The 16,136-nt window shown below is 60.2% G+C and carries 14 protein-coding genes and 1 pseudogene; 11 read left to right on the forward strand and 4 right to left on the reverse strand.

Annotated features, from left to right (window positions below; genetic code table 11):
• Positions 1–317 precede the first annotated feature (317 nt).
• The 5 genes from KBZ22_RS09495 (at position 318) to serS (ending at position 6,410) form a co-directional block, all read left to right on the forward strand.
• Positions 318–788 carry a hypothetical protein gene (locus tag KBZ22_RS09495; RefSeq protein ID WP_255021774.1) on the forward strand — a complete coding sequence of 157 codons (471 nt, stop codon included), beginning with the start codon at positions 318–320 and terminating at the stop codon, positions 786–788.
• A 53-nt stretch (positions 789–841) separates the two neighbouring features.
• Complete coding sequence (locus KBZ22_RS09500) at positions 842–1,114, forward strand: NifU family protein (protein ID WP_106502191.1); 273 nt, start codon at positions 842–844, stop codon at positions 1,112–1,114.
• Between the two features lie 1,801 nt (positions 1,115–2,915).
• Entirely contained in the window at positions 2,916–3,518 is a 603-nt protein-coding gene (locus tag KBZ22_RS14415; RefSeq protein WP_396111910.1) for a type II secretion system protein, read from the forward strand.
• Complete coding sequence (locus KBZ22_RS09505; protein WP_255021775.1) at positions 3,515–4,084, forward strand: type IV pilin protein; 570 nt, start codon at positions 3,515–3,517, stop codon at positions 4,082–4,084. Before KBZ22_RS14415 ends, KBZ22_RS09505 begins: the two co-directional genes overlap by 4 nt.
• A gap of 1,048 nt (positions 4,085–5,132) precedes the next feature.
• Entirely contained in the window at positions 5,133–6,410 is a 1,278-nt protein-coding gene (serS, locus tag KBZ22_RS09510) for a serine--tRNA ligase (RefSeq protein ID WP_255021776.1), read from the forward strand.
• 58 nt (positions 6,411–6,468) lie between these two features.
• On the opposite strand, the gene KBZ22_RS09515 is transcribed toward serS, so the two are convergent.
• Positions 6,469–7,719 (reverse strand): ATP-binding protein, encoded by a 1,251-nt coding sequence (locus KBZ22_RS09515; RefSeq protein ID WP_255021777.1) that lies wholly within the window; start codon positions 7,717–7,719, stop codon positions 6,469–6,471.
• Between the two features lie 250 nt (positions 7,720–7,969).
• Between KBZ22_RS09515 and KBZ22_RS09520 the strand changes: the two are divergent.
• Positions 7,970–8,095, forward strand: a pseudogene (locus KBZ22_RS09520) (hypothetical protein); the annotation flags it as partial.
• A 66-nt stretch (positions 8,096–8,161) separates the two neighbouring features.
• On the opposite strand, the gene KBZ22_RS09525 reads toward KBZ22_RS09520, so the two are convergent.
• The gene (locus KBZ22_RS09525) at positions 8,162–9,007 is read right to left on the reverse strand and encodes a neuromedin U (RefSeq protein ID WP_255021778.1); all 846 of its coding nucleotides are present in this window, start codon (positions 9,005–9,007) and stop codon (positions 8,162–8,164) included.
• 194 nt (positions 9,008–9,201) lie between these two features.
• Here KBZ22_RS09525 and rseP point away from each other — a divergent pair, with 194 nt between their 5' ends.
• The 3 genes from rseP (at position 9,202) to KBZ22_RS09540 (ending at position 12,919) form a co-directional block, all read left to right on the forward strand.
• Complete coding sequence (rseP, locus tag KBZ22_RS09530; protein WP_254931163.1) at positions 9,202–10,290, forward strand: RIP metalloprotease RseP; 1,089 nt, start codon at positions 9,202–9,204, stop codon at positions 10,288–10,290.
• A gap of 56 nt (positions 10,291–10,346) precedes the next feature.
• The gene (gene rpsN, locus KBZ22_RS09535; RefSeq protein WP_254931164.1) at positions 10,347–10,649 is read left to right on the forward strand and encodes a 30S ribosomal protein S14; all 303 of its coding nucleotides are present in this window, start codon (positions 10,347–10,349) and stop codon (positions 10,647–10,649) included.
• Between the two features lie 143 nt (positions 10,650–10,792).
• Positions 10,793–12,919 (forward strand): polyribonucleotide nucleotidyltransferase, encoded by a 2,127-nt coding sequence (locus KBZ22_RS09540; protein ID WP_255021779.1) that lies wholly within the window; start codon positions 10,793–10,795, stop codon positions 12,917–12,919.
• A gap of 234 nt (positions 12,920–13,153) precedes the next feature.
• Here KBZ22_RS09540 and KBZ22_RS09545 read toward each other — a convergent pair whose 3' ends face one another.
• Positions 13,154–14,089, reverse strand: a complete 936-nt coding sequence (locus tag KBZ22_RS09545) for a 3'(2'),5'-bisphosphate nucleotidase CysQ (RefSeq protein ID WP_255021780.1) — start codon at positions 14,087–14,089, stop codon at positions 13,154–13,156.
• Between KBZ22_RS09545 and rsmI the strand changes: the two genes are divergently transcribed.
• Together rsmI and KBZ22_RS09555 are read left to right on the forward strand one after the other, a co-directional pair.
• Positions 14,088–15,011 (forward strand): 16S rRNA (cytidine(1402)-2'-O)-methyltransferase, encoded by a 924-nt coding sequence (gene rsmI / locus KBZ22_RS09550; protein ID WP_255021781.1) that lies wholly within the window; start codon positions 14,088–14,090, stop codon positions 15,009–15,011. The two genes, KBZ22_RS09545 and rsmI, sit on opposite strands and share 2 nt — an antisense overlap.
• A gap of 39 nt (positions 15,012–15,050) precedes the next feature.
• The gene (locus tag KBZ22_RS09555; protein ID WP_255021782.1) at positions 15,051–15,290 is read left to right on the forward strand and encodes a hypothetical protein; all 240 of its coding nucleotides are present in this window, start codon (positions 15,051–15,053) and stop codon (positions 15,288–15,290) included.
• Positions 15,291–15,301: 11 nt separating this feature from the next.
• On the opposite strand, the gene KBZ22_RS09560 is transcribed toward KBZ22_RS09555, so the two are convergent.
• A complete protein-coding gene (locus KBZ22_RS09560; RefSeq protein WP_254942278.1) occupies positions 15,302–16,111 on the reverse strand; it encodes a hypothetical protein in 810 nt (269 codons plus the stop codon).
• Between the last annotated feature and the right edge of the window lie 25 nt (positions 16,112–16,136).

The following is a 16,136-nucleotide window of genomic DNA, read 5'->3' on the forward strand; positions in this document are numbered from 1 at the left end:
CGCTTTTTGGCTGTTGTTTGCTCGTAATCAGCAAACCCGAGCTGCTTGCCGCCCATCACCCCAGTCCCGGCCTTGGTATGCGCACCTATTCTCGCGTGGATGCCCTGCGTTTTCCAGAGTCTCCCTAGCAGTGGAATCGAAAAGTTATAAGATTGCTGAAATTAGTTTTTGATTGCCCTATATCAATGAATCATCCGTACCTTCCCAACCCCCTAGGCCGAGACGATAGCCGGCTAGTGGATCGGGAAGAGGGCCTAAACCTGCTGTTTGCCGCAGCCCAGGATGTGGCAAGGGAGGAGGGCAAGCTGGCTGATGGCATGTACGGCTCCCTGGAGCATTCACGCATCAGTTCGACCAGCTTCACGCTGATGAGTGCCAGCGGCCAGTTGATTGCGCGAGTTTCCCTGGCTAAGGCAAGGGAGGTGATCGGTATGCGGCGTCAGATTGCGCGGGATATGACCCGTAAGGCAAAGCTTGAGATCACGCCCTATGCCAACGACCAATCAAATGAACGTAATTTCCGCAATCTCCCCGAGGAAATCCGGGCGCTTGCCTGGGCGATCAGCAGTGGCCGTAGGTTTCCGGCTAAGGGCTACCACAGGCGCGACATCTGGATCGGCCTGCTGCTTTTGATCCCAGGCATCATCCCAGGGGTGCTGTATCTGGGCTGGATCGCGCAGAAGCGCAGGCGCTATGAAAAAAGCCTAAAAGAGCTGGTAACTCGCTGGCGCACCAACGGACGGCAGGACCCTGCTGCAAACCTATTCGCCCATTTCCACCTGGACTAAGCCAGGCGAAGGCCTAGCCAGCCTAAGCTGTAGAACCATACAGGCTGGCCCAAATGAGCAGCGAAACCACCACAGCAGCCCCCGGCCAAGATCCCCACGCCCTGACGCTGGAAAACGTGGAGCGCACGCTCGACGAGCTGCGGCCCTACCTAATGGCCGACGGCGGCAACGTGGAAGTGGTGGAAATCGACGGCCCGATCGTGAAAGTACGCCTGCAGGGCGCCTGCGGCAGCTGCCCCAGCAGCACCATGACCCTGAAGATGGGCATCGAGCGCAAGCTGCGCGAGGCAATTCCAGAGGTGTCAGAGGTGGTGCAGGTGTTGTAAGAAGCACCGCTGTTCGACGATTATTCGTCAAACGATGAGACGGAAGACACAAAGCCGATTAGGCTAGAAACAAGGTTGAAGCGAAGTGATGCCAAGATTCTTACTACCCCCCCCCCCAAAAAAAATTAAGCATAAATACGCAATTAGCTTATTTTATAATCTCTGTTTCAGCCATCGAGCCAATAGCGAGGAAGGAGCCACTGTTGCAATTGCCCTTGTTGTGGCACTGGCAGTTATCGCAGGCACAGCAGTTGTTGCGCAACGTTCCTTTGATGGTCTCCTAGGCTCTGTTTTCCAAGGCCGCGCGAAAGATGCACGATTAACAGCCGAGGCCGGAACGGCATTCATAATTAGCGAATGGAATCGGCCAGTAAACAGACGCTTATACACAGGCTTGTCCATGGGAAGCTGGCCAACAGCAAGAAATCGCTGCACCGCTCCTTCACCGGACTTTGACATTGCCAGCGCATCATATCCCACGGAGGCTGCTACTAGTTTCGCCAATGGGAACGAAGTGACCCTCCCAGGAGGGGGATCCTTTTCAAGACGATTCGTACTCATTAGCGCAACTTTCACGCCAGGCTCGACTGCCGGCAGAGGAACTCCGTTTACCGTTACGGGCAATCCTGTGGCTTCAACCGGCACCTCCCCGGCCATTTCGGAGACAAATGCACGCGGATTTTTAGAATTAGTTGTTGAAGGAAGGGTTTATGGGGCTGGCCAAAGTCCAGTTGCCACAAGCAGGATCACCAGAGAATTCATTGTTGAGCCAAAGTGCTGCAATAGATCTTTTGGAGGAGTTATTATCAACACTCCCGATCTTGGCAATGATTTTCGTTCATGCCCAGGGCAAAGCGATCTTCCGATTGGGGATCTGCCTATCGTCACAGGCATAGGAGGCGGAAGAGGGCTACTTGGCGGAGGAACTGGTGCATTATTGATTACAGACCAGACCGGAACAAAGCTGAATTCAATTACCTGCGTTCGCCCATCAACAAGTACCAGTACAACGTGCGACGCACGCACTAATGATCTCCGTACGTCGCAGGGGGATATTGATTATGAGATTAAACCTATATCGCTCCCCAACCCTTCCTCCATTTCGGATGCACGGGCTAGCTTTTGCGGAGCCACCTCCCCTTGCACCATTCTAAACGGCGCTGGATTAAATATTACCTCCGCAACAACGATTAATAGCAATGCTGCGAATACCACCAATTGTCATCGCGGATCGTACCCTCCAGGATCCGACGAGGCCTACCACTGCATCGTCACATCAATCGACCTCAATGGCAGCAGTCGCATTCTAACTATAGACACGACAGATAGCCCTGTATATCTTTATCTCCAACAGAACAATCAAAACATCACTCTACGCGGAAATGGAAATAATACAGGAAGTATAATTCACCTAAACAACGCATCAATAGCCCCCATCTCGCTCACGAATAGGCTCCAAATTAGGGGTATCCCAGTGCCCAGCAATAGTGCATGCACATCCTCCCAAGCATTTAGCCTCGGAGGCAACTCCGGCTCGGCCATGTTTGTCTGGGCGCCATGCGCAAACACAACCATGGGTGGCACGACAAACTTTAGCGGTATCCTATGGACCAATGAACTTACACTTGGCGGAAATAGCACACTCAAATTAGCCACACCTTCAAATCCTGGTACATGCGTGCCCGGATCATCCGCAGTTCCTTGTAGCGTCCTTGAAGATACAGGCAATTTAAATCCATCCTCCAAGCCAATAGACTGGGCTGCAAGGTCTATTAACTTTACTCGTTTCTTTTAGGGGCTTATGCTTTCTCTGCCCAATCATGCCTATTTTAAAGATTCTGAGTTCTCCAAGCCGGATCATCAGTCACTTGAATCACGGGGATTTTCTCTCGTCGAAGTCCTCGTCTCTATCGTCATCCTTGGAGTCTTGGGTGCCGGAGTTGCAACAATTCTGACTGGAGGGAATACGGCCCTGATTGGAACGAGAAGCACTAATCAGCTTGAAGAAGCAGTTGATCAAGACCTCGCAAGAATCAAAGACGTTGCGTTTAGGATGACATGCTGCTCTGGCTCTTGCACTACCGATTCCGGCAGAACATCACCATGCTCCACTGACCCCTCGACCAACACATATTATATTCCAGGAAAGCAAAACTATTATTTCCCAAGCTCTACTCTCGACACAGGCGAGACTGCTATCGCTGCATTTACAGCCAAATGCAAGAACGGGACACTGGTGACAGAGTTAGTTTCACTGATCGGGAATGCGAGCCTCCCCTCGGGAATCTCGCGTACATTTAATACCTCTCAAGCCGCAAGTCATCGCCTCACTGTTGCATACAGTGGAGCCACTGCCTCTCGTTCTTACACGCTTGTGCCAACCTTGGCTGCGTGGTGTCCATGATCATCAAGCGCAACTCATCCTGTTCTGGTTTCTCTCTGGCAGAGATCTTAATTACCGTAGCGATACTAGGAATCCTCTCTACTATTGCGGTGAATGTTTCAGTAAGCGAGGCGGATCGAGCAAAAGTCAATACAGCCCAAATTGCATTAGCCGGGTGGCTACAACTTGTACAGAGATCAGCGCTCCTTCAAAAATCTCTTCAAACAAACCAGGGTGGATGCACAGTAAACTTTACCAGTGCATTCGCCAATCAAGGCAATGGCACGCAGATTGCAAGTGTTTCTCCTGCCGCCTGTGCTCCCAACTCAAGTATTTTACTCGACATACCAAATCTTGGAAGCTCAAGTCTGTCGGCTTCCTTCACTGCTCAATCCATTATCTTTACGCCAAGGGGCACAATATCCTCCGACGCCGAGAGTCCGATCACCGAAATTAGATTCTTAATTAGTAGGTCTTCACTCCTCAGATGCATTCGCATCAGCGGATTGGTTGGTGTTATAGAAATTGGTAGCAGAGGTTCCGGCTCAACCTTGTCCGACGAGTGCACAGACTACACGCGCATCTAAGACCAATGAACCTAGCCCCTTCTCAACACCTCATTAAATTTGCCCTAGGACATTTCAAGAAAAATACAAATTCAGAGGGGCTTACCTTGGTTGAGTTGCTGGTTGCAGCATCTCTAATTCCGATTATAATTCTACTAGCCTCTCAAATATTTACTTCTCAGGTCAACAGCGAGCGGTCCCTTCTTGCTGCCCAATCAAGCGAAAACTTGCGCAGTAGACTCTCGTTTTTTATCGAGAGCGACATATCAGACGGCGAAGAAATTCTGGCGTCAAGCGACGTCAGATGCCCCGCGGTTACGGGCAAGATTTTTTCAATCAGATCCCCATTTCTGAGCTCAGGTCTTCTCCAGTATGCGTGCATTACTTATGCCCAGTCGGGCGGAAATCTCTTAAGAATTGGCCCCCCAATCCTCCGCAATGGATCTCTAAACTTTCAGGCCGCTTCGCTATCTCAACAAGTCGCCACTGGCGTAAATGTCACCGATGTGGCAATAAGTTCGTCCCGCGTCAGTATCAATTTTAACCTCACCATACCAGGCTTCCTGGGTAGGCCCTCTCGAACATTTGCACTCGCTTATGGCACGAAGAATTTTAGAGTTGGAACCTAAAAGCCGGATCATTGTTCAACCTTGATTATGGTGCCGACATTAAGATTTTCAATGGTTCTAACATCACCATCGAGCTACTCAAAATGGGGGCTCGCCAAGGCTTCATGTTTTTCTATATCTATGAGAAGGGTTCATCGCGCTCCGTCAGCGCCTCCTGCACTACAACACCGACCTAATCGGTGCCCGCGCCGGCCATCGACCTGGGACAGATCCGCTCAACGGTGGCACTGGTGACAGGGGCGAGGCTGGGCGGTGATCGACGACTTCTGCAAACACCTGGTGCCCCGCCACCCCGCCAGCTCAACTGCGTAGTGCTCTGAGGGCAGGATCCGGCGCCGCACCACCAGCTGCTGCAAGCTGCTGGCAGGCCTAATGGCTGAGCCGGATCAAAACGGCCTGATCCCGCCCCTTAGGCTGCCAGTCTTCCCTCTACCCGCCCCGTGCTCGACCAGCGCCTCCTGCGCGACAGCCCTGAGCTGATCACCACCCAGCTGGCCCGCCGGGGCATGGCGCTAGACCTCGCGCCGCTGCAGCAGATCGCTCGCCAGGAGAGGGATCTCGAGGAGCAGCGCAGCAACTTTCAAGCCGAGGGCAACCGCATCGGCAAGACCGTGGGGCAGTTGATTCAAGGCGGATCTGCCCCAAACAGCCCCGAAGTGCAGGCCCTGCGCGATCAGGGCAACGCCATCAAGCAGCAGGTGGCCGCCCTCGAGGAGCAGGAAAAAGCCCTCGAGCTGCAGCTGCGCGATGCCCTATCGGCCCTGCCCAACCTGCCCTCGCCCGAGGCGCCTGATGGTCGCAGCGAAGCCGACAACATCGAGATCAAGCGTTGGGGCAGCCCCCGGGTAGAAGACGGCCTGCAGGAGCACTGGCAGATCGGCGAGCGGCTCGGCCTGTTTGAAACCGAGCGCTCGGTGCGCATCGCCCAGAGCCGTTTCATCACCCTGATGGGCGCTGGCGCTCGCCTGGAGCGGTCCCTGATCAGCTTCATGCTCGATCTGCACACCGCCAAGGGCTACCAGGAGGTGATGCCGCCGATCCTGGTGAATTCCGCCAGCCTCACCGGCTCAGGCCAGCTGCCCAAATTCGCCGAGGAGAGCTTCCGCTGCGCCGACGACGACCTCTGGCTTACCCCCACCGCCGAGGTACCAATCACCTCCCTGCATCGCGACGAGGTGATTCCTGCCGAGCAGCTGCCGCTCAAATACGCCGCCTACACCCCCTGCTTCCGCCGCGAAGCCGGCAGCTACGGCCGCGACACCCGCGGCCTGATCCGCCTGCACCAGTTCAACAAGGTGGAGCTCTACTGGTTTTGCCATCCCGACCACTCCGCCGCCGCCCACCAACAAATCACCGCTGACGCGGAAGCCGTGCTGGAAGCCCTCGAGCTGCCCTACCGCAAGATCGAGCTCTGCACCGGTGACATGGGCTTCTCCGCCGCCCGCACCTACGACCTCGAAGTGTGGCTGCCAGGCGCCGGCTCCTACCGCGAGATCTCCAGCTGTTCGGTGTGCAACGACTTCCAGTCCCGCCGCTCCGCCATCCGCTTCAAAGATGGCAAAAACACCCGCCTGCTCCACACCCTCAACGGCAGCGGCCTCGCCATCGGCCGCACCATGGCCGCCCTGCTCGAAACCGGCCAGCAGGCCGATGGCTCCGTGCGCCTACCCGCAGCCCTAGTGCCCTACTTCGGGGGCGACACGATCGCAGCGGGGTGATGGATCAAGCCCAACACCTGAGCACCCAACTGGAAGGAATGGAGCGTCTGGTGGATGGCTACGGCCCAAGGGCACCGACCGGCACCACCACAACCCCATCGGTCCGGCGATAGCCGTACCCCTTGCCGCAGATCACGGCCAGAAACGCCGGTGCCCCCGAGCGTTGGCTGTCGATCTGCTCTGAGAAGCGCTTGAGGTTGGCGGCGGCCTGGTCAACCTGCCCCTCGCCGAGCTTGATCTCGATGGCGCCCCAGCGCCCATCGCGCAGCTGCACGATCGCATCCGCCTCCACCCCGTAGTCATCGCGGTAGTGCAATACCTCTCCTTCCAGGGGTTGGCTGAGCACGCGCAAATCGCGGATCACCAGTGATTCGAACAACTGCCCGAACCACTCAAAATCCTCGAGCAATCGCTCCGCAGCAGCCCCGCTGGCCGCCAGCGCCAGCGATGGGTCGACGAAATGACGCTTTGGGGCCTTGCGCAGCCGCGCCCTCGAACGCAGATGGGGAGCCCAGGCGGGCTGATCTTCGATCACCATCAGCTGCTCCAACGCCTGCAGGTAATCCGTCACGGTGCGCTCATCCAGGGCGCCATCGGCGCCACCGGCATCGGCGGCCAGTGTTGAAAGCCTGGCCTCAGTGGCGCAATGGCGTCCTAGAGCGCGCAACAGTGCCCCCACCCTGGCTGGATCGCGGCGGCGATCCACTCGGCTGATGTCAACCTGCCGCACCTGCTCGAGGTAGTCGCGGGCGGCCCGGCTCGCCGCTTTCAGGGGCCTGCCCTGCTGCGCCGGCCAGCCACCGCGGGCAATCAGCGCACCGAGATCCTGCACGCTCAGCCCTGGATCCGCCACGGCCTGCACCTCGCCAGCAAACAGCTGACGCAGCGACACGGCGCCGTTGGAAACTCCGGATTCGAACAAGCTCATTGGCCGCATGCGCAGGAACCCGAAACGGCCGGCGCCGGTGTGGCGGCTGGCATCTTCCGCCGGCACCGCTGAGCCGGTGAGCAGAAACTGGCCGGGCTGATCAGAGGCATCGACGGCCCTGCGCACCTGATTCCAGAGCTCGGGTGCCACCTGCCACTCATCCAGCAGTCGCGGCCTTGCTCCTTCCAGCACCAGCCTCGGCTCCACCGCCAGGGCCTGCCGCGCGGCCTGGTCGATGTCGAGCAGCACGCGGGAGGCGGATTGCTGCGAGGCCGTCATCGTCTTGCCGCAGGCCTTAGGCCCTTCGATCACCACAGCACCTGCGGATTCCAACAGCTCCCGCAGTTCACCATCCACGATCCGGGGGCTGTAGACAGGCACTCAGGCTCACTAATACGGTAAACACCGGCATCTTAATGCGTAAAATACGGAGCTTCGAATCCGGTTTTTGCAGGCATTGTGATGATGCTTTTGCCGACCAGCTGGCGTCAGTCGATGGAGCGCCCCTTGGGCAGGAGTGCCCGTGACCGGCACCTCATGCTCCAAACCCGCTTGCTGCAGCAGGGGTCGATCCCAGGGATGCGCGAATCGATCCTTGAAGGCATGGCCACCGCCCTAAGAAGCCCTTGTTGGTGATCTGAGCGGCGCCTACTCACGGCGCATCAACATTCAGCACCGGCTGATATACCAGGTACTCGATAACGAGCGCAGGGAATACTTATCGAGCCGACCAGGGCAGATAGGCATGCACGATTGACTGAAGATTCAGCTAATCGCACGTATCTAGGCCGCGTATCTAGGCACAGAGCCGGAGCCGCCTCACCTACTTCGGGAACAAAAACTGCACCTGGGCCCGGATCGTCACATCACCGAAAAGATCAGGCTTCACCACATTGGCGTAGGCCTGCAGCGACGCATTAATCGGTTGCTTGCCGATGCGAAACAAGCGGCCCACACCGCCTCCCACCGGCAGAATCCACTGGTCGCCACTGGTCGCACGCCAGTTGGCGGTGATGATCGGTGAGGTCACCAGATACCAGCCATGGGGCAGGTTGAAGTTAATGAAGGGCTGCAGCAGGAAAGCGCTCACCGAGCTGCGATCGCTATTGCCCGCAAACGACCAGATGTTGTTCACCAGCGCCCCAGCCACCCAGGGGCCCTTGCTGTACACCGCCACCGCCGCCGGCCCCGCAGACCACTTACCCCGGCCCAGGCTGCTATCGCTAGCCGTTGGTAATACAAGCGTGGGACCCAAACCAAAGGTCCAAGCGCCCCTGCCCTTGGGCACGAAGAAGAAGCTGGGGTTGAGATCGCCGATGCCATTTTGATTGCCCGTTGCCGTCGGCTGGCTCAGCACCGGCAGAATCGTGCGGGTCACCAAAGTGAGATCCGGGCTGAGCGAAAACGGCACCACTGGCTGAATATTCAGCAGGCTCTGGGTTTGGTCTTCATTGGGCCCAATTCCCGGGGTGAGGTTGTACTGAAACGGAACACTGACCAAATTCGAGATCGGGTTCTGGGCCTCAGTGGCCAGCGCCTCGGTTTGGGCTTCTTGCACTGCTTCTTGCACTGCTTCTTGGACTGCCTGCGGCTCTACTGCGGCGGACTCTGCTGCGGCGAGAAGTTGCAGCAAGGTGGCGCAGATCAGGGCACTCAAGAAGCGAGTCATATGGGTAAAAACAACTACTGCTGAGGCGGGATCTTAAGAATAGCGCTGCTGCTGCCACGGGCCGGATTCGGCGGGGAACACACGGCCGCAGCGACTGGACTTAGCCAAGACTTAGTTCAGCACCAAAGAGTGCATACCGCCCCCCTGGCCCCAAGCAAACCCAGCACAATGGACGCATAAATAGCGGGGCCTGGATGGGCGTTCTCACAGCACTAGCGATCCTGGCGGGGCTGATCGTGGTGCACGAGGCAGGGCATTTCTTTGCTGCGACCTTGCAGGGAATCCGCGTCAGTAGCTTTTCGATCGGCTTTGGGCCGGTGCTGATCGAGCGCCAGCGCCGCGGTGTGCAATTCGCCCTAAGGGCCATTCCCCTGGGCGGCTTCGTGGCCTTTCCCGATGACGATGAAGACAGCCCCATCCCCAAAAACGACCCCAACCTGCTGAGCAACCGGCCCCTAGCCCAGCGGGCCCTGGTGATCGCCGCCGGCGTGTTGGCCAACTTGGTGCTCGCCTATGCGGTGCTACTCGGCCAGGGCCTGGTGCTCGGCATACCCGCCGGTTTCAGCGCCAGCCCCGGCGTGCTGGTGAGTGGCGTGCAACCCGGCCTAGCCGCTGCAGCTGCCGGCCTCCAGCCGGGAGACCGCATATTGAGCCTCAATGGCAGCGATCTTGGCGGCGGCCAAAGCGCCGTTGCCGCCTTGGTGGAGCGCATCAAGGCCGCCCCCGAGCAAACCCTGCGCCTCGAAGCCGAGCGCAACGGCCAAACCCTGCCCCTAGATCTCACCCCCGCCGATCTCGGCGGCGTTGGCCGCATCGGCGCCCAGCTGCAACCCAATGGCACCGAGGCCTTCCGTCCCGCCCGCACGCCCCTGGAGCCCTTCCGCCAGGCCAACCACGACTTCGCCGCTCTCACCAGCCGCACCGTGGAAGGGTTCGTGACCCTCGCCACCCACTTCGGCGAGACCGCCGGCCAGGTGTCTGGCCCCGTAAAAATTGTGGAAATGGGGGCGTCGCTGGCCAAGCAGGGCGGCAGCAGCCTGTTCATCTTCACCGCCTTGATCTCGATCAACCTGGCGGTGCTCAATGCCCTGCCGCTACCCCTGCTCGATGGCGGTCAGTTCGTGTTTCTGCTGCTCGAGGGCCTGCGGGGTAAGCCCCTGCCCGAGCGCTTTCAGATGGCCTTCATGCAGTCGGGCTTTGTCTTCCTGGTGGGCTTGAGCGTGGTGCTGATCGTCAAGGACACCTCCCAGCTACCGGTCGTGCAGCAGCTGCTTGGGCGCTGAGCCTCACCGCCGCAAGGTAAGATCGAAAGCACTTATCCGATCGCAGTTCAGGCCGCATGGCGAAGAAGTCGATGATTGCGCGCGATGTCAAGCGCAAGAAGATGGTTGAGCGTTTTGCCGCCAAGCGCTCTGCCCTCAAGGCAGCCTTCGACGCCGCTGCAGGTCCCATGGAGCGTCTGGAAATCCACCGTAAAATCCAGCTGCTGCCCCGCAACAGCGCTCCCAACCGCGTGCGCAACCGCTGCTGGGCCACCGGCAAGCCCCGGGGCTACTACCGCGATTTCGGTCTGTGCCGCAACCAGCTGCGCGAGCGTGCCCACAAGGGTGAGCTGCCTGGAGTGGTCAAGTCTTCCTGGTAATCAGCCAAAGATTCCCAAGGCGCCTACGGGCGCTTTTTTTATGGCCAAGAAAGCCCATAAACACGATAAAAAGCGAAGGATGCCCCAGTAGTAACGGCCTAAATGCGAGAATGGTCCCTGACAACAACAGGACATAAGCGCACGTGCAAGGACAAACTCAGTCGATCTCCTTCGATGGTCGGGAGATCCGGCTGACCACCGGTCGTTTCGCCCCCCAGGCTGGGGGCTCGGTGATGGTTGAGTGTGGTGATACCTCGGTTTTGGTCACCGCCACCCGCTCCGGCGGTCGCCCAGGCATCGATTTTCTGCCCCTAACCTGCGATTACGAAGAGCGTCTCTACGCTGCTGGGCGCATCCCTGGCAGCTTTTTCCGTCGCGAAGGCCGTCCCTCTGAGCGGGCGATTCTCACCTGCCGCCTGATCGATCGGCCGATCCGGCCCCTATTCCCCAGCTGGATGCGCGACGACATCCAGATCGTGGCCACCTGCCTCTCCCTCGATGAGCGCGTGCCACCCGATGTGCTCGCCGTCACCGGCGCCTCGATGGCAACCCTGCTGGCCGGTATCCCCTTCTATGGCCCCATGGCCACCGTGCGGGTGGGTCTGCTCGGCGACGACTTCGTGCTCAACCCGAGCTTCCGTGAAATCGAGCGCAGCGAGCTTGATCTGGTGGTAGCTGGCACGCCCCAGGGCGTGGTGATGGTGGAAGCCGGTGCCAACCAGCTGCCCGAGCAAGACGTGATCGAAGCGATCGACTTCGGCTACGAAGCGGTGTGCGAACTGATCAAGGCCCAACAAAACCTGCTCAAGGAGCTCGGCATCGAGCAGGTGATCCCCGAACCCCAAGTCATCGACCCCACCCTGCCCAACTTCCTTGAAAAGGAATGTGGCGGTGGCATAGGTGAGGTGCTCAAGCAGTTCTCCCAAACCAAAACCGAACGCGACGAGAAGCTCGACGCCATCAAGGCCGAGGTGAGCGAGAAGATCGCCGCCCTAGCCGAAGACGACCCGATCCGCTCCGCTTCCAGCGGCAAGGCCCTGGGCAACAGCTACAAGGAGCTCACCAAAAAGCTTATGCGTGCCCAGATCCTCCAGGAGGGCAAGCGTGTCGATGGCCGCAACCTTGATGAAGTGCGGCCGATCAGCGCCGCCGCCGGCGTATTGCCCAAGCGGGTGCACGGCTCAGCATTGTTCCAGCGCGGGCTCACCCAGGTGCTCTCCTGCGCCACCCTCGGCACCCCGAGCGACTCCCAGGAAATGGACGACCTCAACCCGTCCACCGAGAAGCACTACCTCCACCACTACAACTTCCCCCCCTACTCCACCGGCGAAACCAAGCCGATGCGCTCCCCCGGCCGCCGCGAAATTGGCCACGGCGCCCTGGCTGAGCGGGCGATTGTGCCCGTGCTGCCCAACAAGGAGTCCTTCCCCTACGTGCTGCGCGTGGTGTCGGAGTGCCTCAGCTCCAACGGCTCCACCTCGATGGGTTCGGTGTGCGGCAGCACCCTCGCCCTGATGGATGCCGGCGTGCCCCTGAAGGCACCAGTGAGCGGCGCCGCCATGGGCCTGATCAAGGAGGGCGAGGAGGTGCGCATCCTCACCGACATCCAAGGCATCGAAGATTTCCTTGGCGACATGGACTTCAAGGTGGCCGGCACCGAAAAGGGCATCACCGCCCTGCAGATGGACATGAAGATCACGGGTCTAAATATGAAAACCGTGGCTGAAGCCGTTAACCAAGCCCGCCCTGCCAGGCTGCACATCCTCGAGAAGATGCTCGAGGCGATCGACAAGCCCCGCGACACCATGTCGCCCCACGCCCCACGGCTGCTCAGCTTCCGCATTGATCCGGAACTGATCGGCACCGTGATCGGCCCCGGCGGCCGCACGATCAAGGGCATCACCGAGCGCACCAACACCAAGATCGACATCGAAGATGGCGGCATCGTCACGATTGCCAGCCACGATGGCGCTGCCGCCGAAGAGGCCCAGCGCATCATCGAAGGCCTCACCCGTCGCATCAGCGAAGGTGAGGTATTCAGCGGTGCCGTGACCCGCGTCATCCCAATCGGTGCCTTCGTGGAGATCCTGCCTGGCAAGGAAGGGATGATTCACATCTCCCAACTCTCCGAAGCCCGAGTGGAGAAGGTGGAAGATGTGGTGAACGTGGGTGATCAGGTAACCGTGCGCGTACGCGAAATAGACAACCGCGGCCGCATCAACCTCACCCTGCGTGGCGTGCCCCAAAGCGAAGCTCCTGCACCGGAGTGATTGAAAGGGAGGGCTGCTAACTAGCCCTTTCTAAATTTGGTCTCGAGCACTTAGAGCCGGCCCTGCAAGGCCGGCTTTTTTGTTGGAAATCAACGCATGAATGAGCTCGCCTTAGCGCCAACTAAAAACTGAAGACCGGGGAGGGGCCAACTACATTTTTCGCAGCGGGCTAAGTCCTAGCTAAGTCCACCAGCAAAAAACGACCACTCCCTTCCAGCCATCACCCTCTGACCCTCAAACAGCAAAACCAGGATCAATCACAGCCATCGCCGCCGCCGCCTTTTCGCACAATTCGGCGTGGGCTCTGCCGTGGCTGGCGATCAGGCAACCGGCCTGGCGTACGTCACCGCTGTTGTAGGCCAGGGCGCGGCCGTCGGCATGGCTGAAGGCGCCACCGGCGGCGCGCAACACCGCCTCAGGCGCTGCCATATCCCAATCCTTCGGGGCGCTCTTGCCCGACAGGGAGATGTAGAGATCCGTCTCGCCGCGCAGGATCGTGGCAACCTTGCCGCCCACACTGCCGATCGCCTTGGTGTCGCCCAGGGCCAGGGCCGCCAGCAGCTGCTCGAGCCGCTGGTCGCGGTGGTTGCGGCTGGCTACCAGCACCAGCTCCCCCAGGGCGCGGCGGCCGCTGAAGCGCACGGGCGAGCGCACACCAGCGCGGCTTTCGCACCAGGCCTCTCCAGTTGCCCCGGTGAGGCTGGGCATCACGCCCAGCCACAGCTCCTCCAGCTCCGGCAGCAGCACCACCCCCAGCACCGGCTCGCCGCCGTGAACCAGGGCCAGATGCACCGCATATTCGCCCGTGCCCTGCAGGAAGTCTTTAGTGCCATCGAGGGGATCGAGGATCCACAGCCACTCCGCGGCCAGGGGCTCGCCTTCAGTGAGCTGCTCCTTGGCGGTTTCCTCGCTCAGCACGGTCCACGCGGCCGCGGGGAAGGCTGCGGCCAGGCCCTCCAGCAACCACTGGTTCACCGCAAGATCCGCCGCACTCACCGGGCCCTCGCCGCCCTCATCCACGCTCAACGCCGGCGGGAAGCCATAGGGGGGCTGCTCGCCCCGGCCATAGGCCAGCAAGATGTCTGCCGCGCCCCAGCTAAGCCGCCGCAGCTCCACAAGCAAGCCTTCGAGCGCAATGCCTGAGGGCAGGGGGAGGGCAGCCGGCATCATGGGTTGGCAGGGTTCAGCATTTTGCAGGAGCCCACCCCAAGCCGTGCAAGCCCCCGAACCCGCCCCCGGCGTGCTCTACCTGGTGGGCACCCCCATCGGCAACCTGGCCGACCTCTCACCCCGCGCCCGCCAGGTGCTCGCCGGCGTGCAGCGCATCGCCTGCGAAGACACCCGCCGCAGCGGCCTGCTGCTGCATCAGCTCGGGCTCCGCCATAAAGAGCAGGGGCCGCGGTTGGTGAGCTTCCACGCCCACAACCAAACCGCCCGCATCCCCGAACTGCTCGCGGCCCTCACCGCCGGCGAAGCCCTAGCCGTGATCAGTGACGCCGGGCTGCCGGGCATCTCCGATCCTGGCGAGGTGCTGGTGGCGGCCGCCCGCACAGCTGGGCACAACGTGATCTGCATTCCCGGCCCCAGCGCCGTCACCACCGCGCTGGTTAGCAGTGGCCTGCCGTGCGGCCGCTTCTGCTTTGAGGGCTTCCTGCCGCCCAAGACCAACCAGCGCCGTCAGCGACTGCAGGAATTGCAAGCTGAGCAGCGCACCATGGTGCTGTTTGAAGCCCCGCACCGGCTGCTCGATCTGCTCGACGATCTGCTGGCGGTGCTGGGTGATCGGCCCCTGCGCGTCGCCCGCGAACTCACCAAAAAGCACGAAGAGCAGGTGGGCCCCAGCGTGAGCGCAGCCATCGAACACTTCCGCCGCACGCCGCCCCAGGGGGAATGCACCCTGGTGTTGGCAGGCGCCCTGCCGCCAGAGCCCCTGGCCTGGGATAGCGCTGCCCTCAGCGCCGAGCTGCAGGAGCTGCAGCAGGCCGGCCACAGCAGCAACGCCGCCGCCAAGCTGCTGGCCGAGCGCACCGGCCACAGCAAGCGGGAGCTTTACGCCCTGCTGCACCAGGAGCCGCTGCAGCCCGAGTCCTGACCGGGCAGACTGCACCAAGAGCGTTCTCCTGTTGCCCTGATGGTCGTGCGCCTGCGCCTGCTTGCATCCAGCCTGCTGGGCGGTGGCTTGCTGCTAGCGATCCTCTGCCTGGGTGCTCAAAACCTCGACCAGCGCCCCAGCCTCAACCTGGGCTTTGCCCGCAGCACCCCTCTGCCAGCCGGTTTTCTGGTGGGCATTGCTCTAGTAATTGGCGTACTCAGTGGCGGCTGCAGCGCCGCCCTGCTCATCCCCCGCAACGAGCAACTGCCTGGGGATTAAGTGCCTGACGATTAACTGCCTGGCAAAGAGTAGAGGCTGCCCTCCATCACCACCCGGCTGATGCCTTGGGCGATCAGGTAGGGCGCCGTGCGCTCAAGAATACGAGTGTCTGGCACCTTGATCACCCGCTGGGTGCGGCCGCAGTGGCGCTTGGCCTGGCGGGGATTAGCAAACACCATCAGAGCCTGCCGCTCCTCTTCGCCATCGGCTAGCTGGCCAAGTTCGGGGAAGTCCTTGAGCGGCTTGGCTTGGAGCTCCACTGTTTTGTCAACCAGCATGTAAACGCTGGCTGGAAGGGGCGCATCTGCGAGCGGCTGGCATTGGGCCGGCTCGCCAACGTGATCCACCAGCAACAGCGGCACGGCCACAAACTGGTCGGCTAGGTCGTCGTCAGCGAAGTCGAGATCATTGGCGTCATCGCCAAAATCATCGGCATCATCGATCGCTAGCACCGCATGGTCTTCGTCGTCGCCGGCCGGCTCTGGCAGCTCAGGCTCTGGCTCTGGCAGCTCAAGCTCAGGGGGTTCAGGCTCTAGAGGTTCAGGCTCCAGGGGTTCAGGCTCTGATGGAGCTAGTTCTGGAGGTGCTTGTTCTGGAGCAGCTAGTTCTAAAGCAGGTTGTTCTTGTGAAACTTTGAGCTGCCGGATGCGTTGCTGCTTGAGCTGCTCGTATTCAGCTGGCTCCAGCCCAGCCTTGACCACGCGGCTCACCGTGTTGGTGCTGCAGCCATAGGCCTCTGCCAGCTCGGCGCTGACGTCACCAGCGCGGTAGCGAGCCACGATCTCGATCTTCTGGCTGTCAGTGAGCCGGGTGGCAGCCATGGGGCGAGAGTTGCGCAGCAGACCA

The organism is Cyanobium sp. L1E-Cus (genome assembly GCF_024345755.1).
Lineage (GTDB): Bacteria > Cyanobacteriota > Cyanobacteriia > PCC-6307 > Cyanobiaceae > Cyanobium_A > Cyanobium_A usitatum.

Coding starts and splice junctions, on each gene's coding strand:
- KBZ22_RS09525 (WP_255021778.1), bottom strand. CDS start 9,007: ATGACTCGCTTCTTGAGTGCCCTGATCTGCGCCACCTTGCTGCAACTT.
- KBZ22_RS09500 (WP_106502191.1), top strand. CDS start 842: ATGAGCAGCGAAACCACCACAGCAGCCCCCGGCCAAGATCCCCACGCC.
- rsmI (WP_255021781.1), top strand. CDS start 14,088: ATGGGTTGGCAGGGTTCAGCATTTTGCAGGAGCCCACCCCAAGCCGTG.
- KBZ22_RS09555 (WP_255021782.1), top strand. CDS start 15,051: ATGGTCGTGCGCCTGCGCCTGCTTGCATCCAGCCTGCTGGGCGGTGGC.
- KBZ22_RS09505 (WP_255021775.1), top strand. CDS start 3,515: ATGATCATCAAGCGCAACTCATCCTGTTCTGGTTTCTCTCTGGCAGAG.
- KBZ22_RS09560 (WP_254942278.1), bottom strand. CDS start 16,111: ATGGCTGCCACCCGGCTCACTGACAGCCAGAAGATCGAGATCGTGGCT.
- KBZ22_RS09545 (WP_255021780.1), bottom strand. CDS start 14,089: ATGATGCCGGCTGCCCTCCCCCTGCCCTCAGGCATTGCGCTCGAAGGC.
- KBZ22_RS14415 (WP_396111910.1), top strand. CDS start 2,916: ATGCTTTCTCTGCCCAATCATGCCTATTTTAAAGATTCTGAGTTCTCC.
- rseP (WP_254931163.1), top strand. CDS start 9,202: ATGGGCGTTCTCACAGCACTAGCGATCCTGGCGGGGCTGATCGTGGTG.
- KBZ22_RS09495 (WP_255021774.1), top strand. CDS start 318: ATGTACGGCTCCCTGGAGCATTCACGCATCAGTTCGACCAGCTTCACG.
- rpsN (WP_254931164.1), top strand. CDS start 10,347: ATGGCGAAGAAGTCGATGATTGCGCGCGATGTCAAGCGCAAGAAGATG.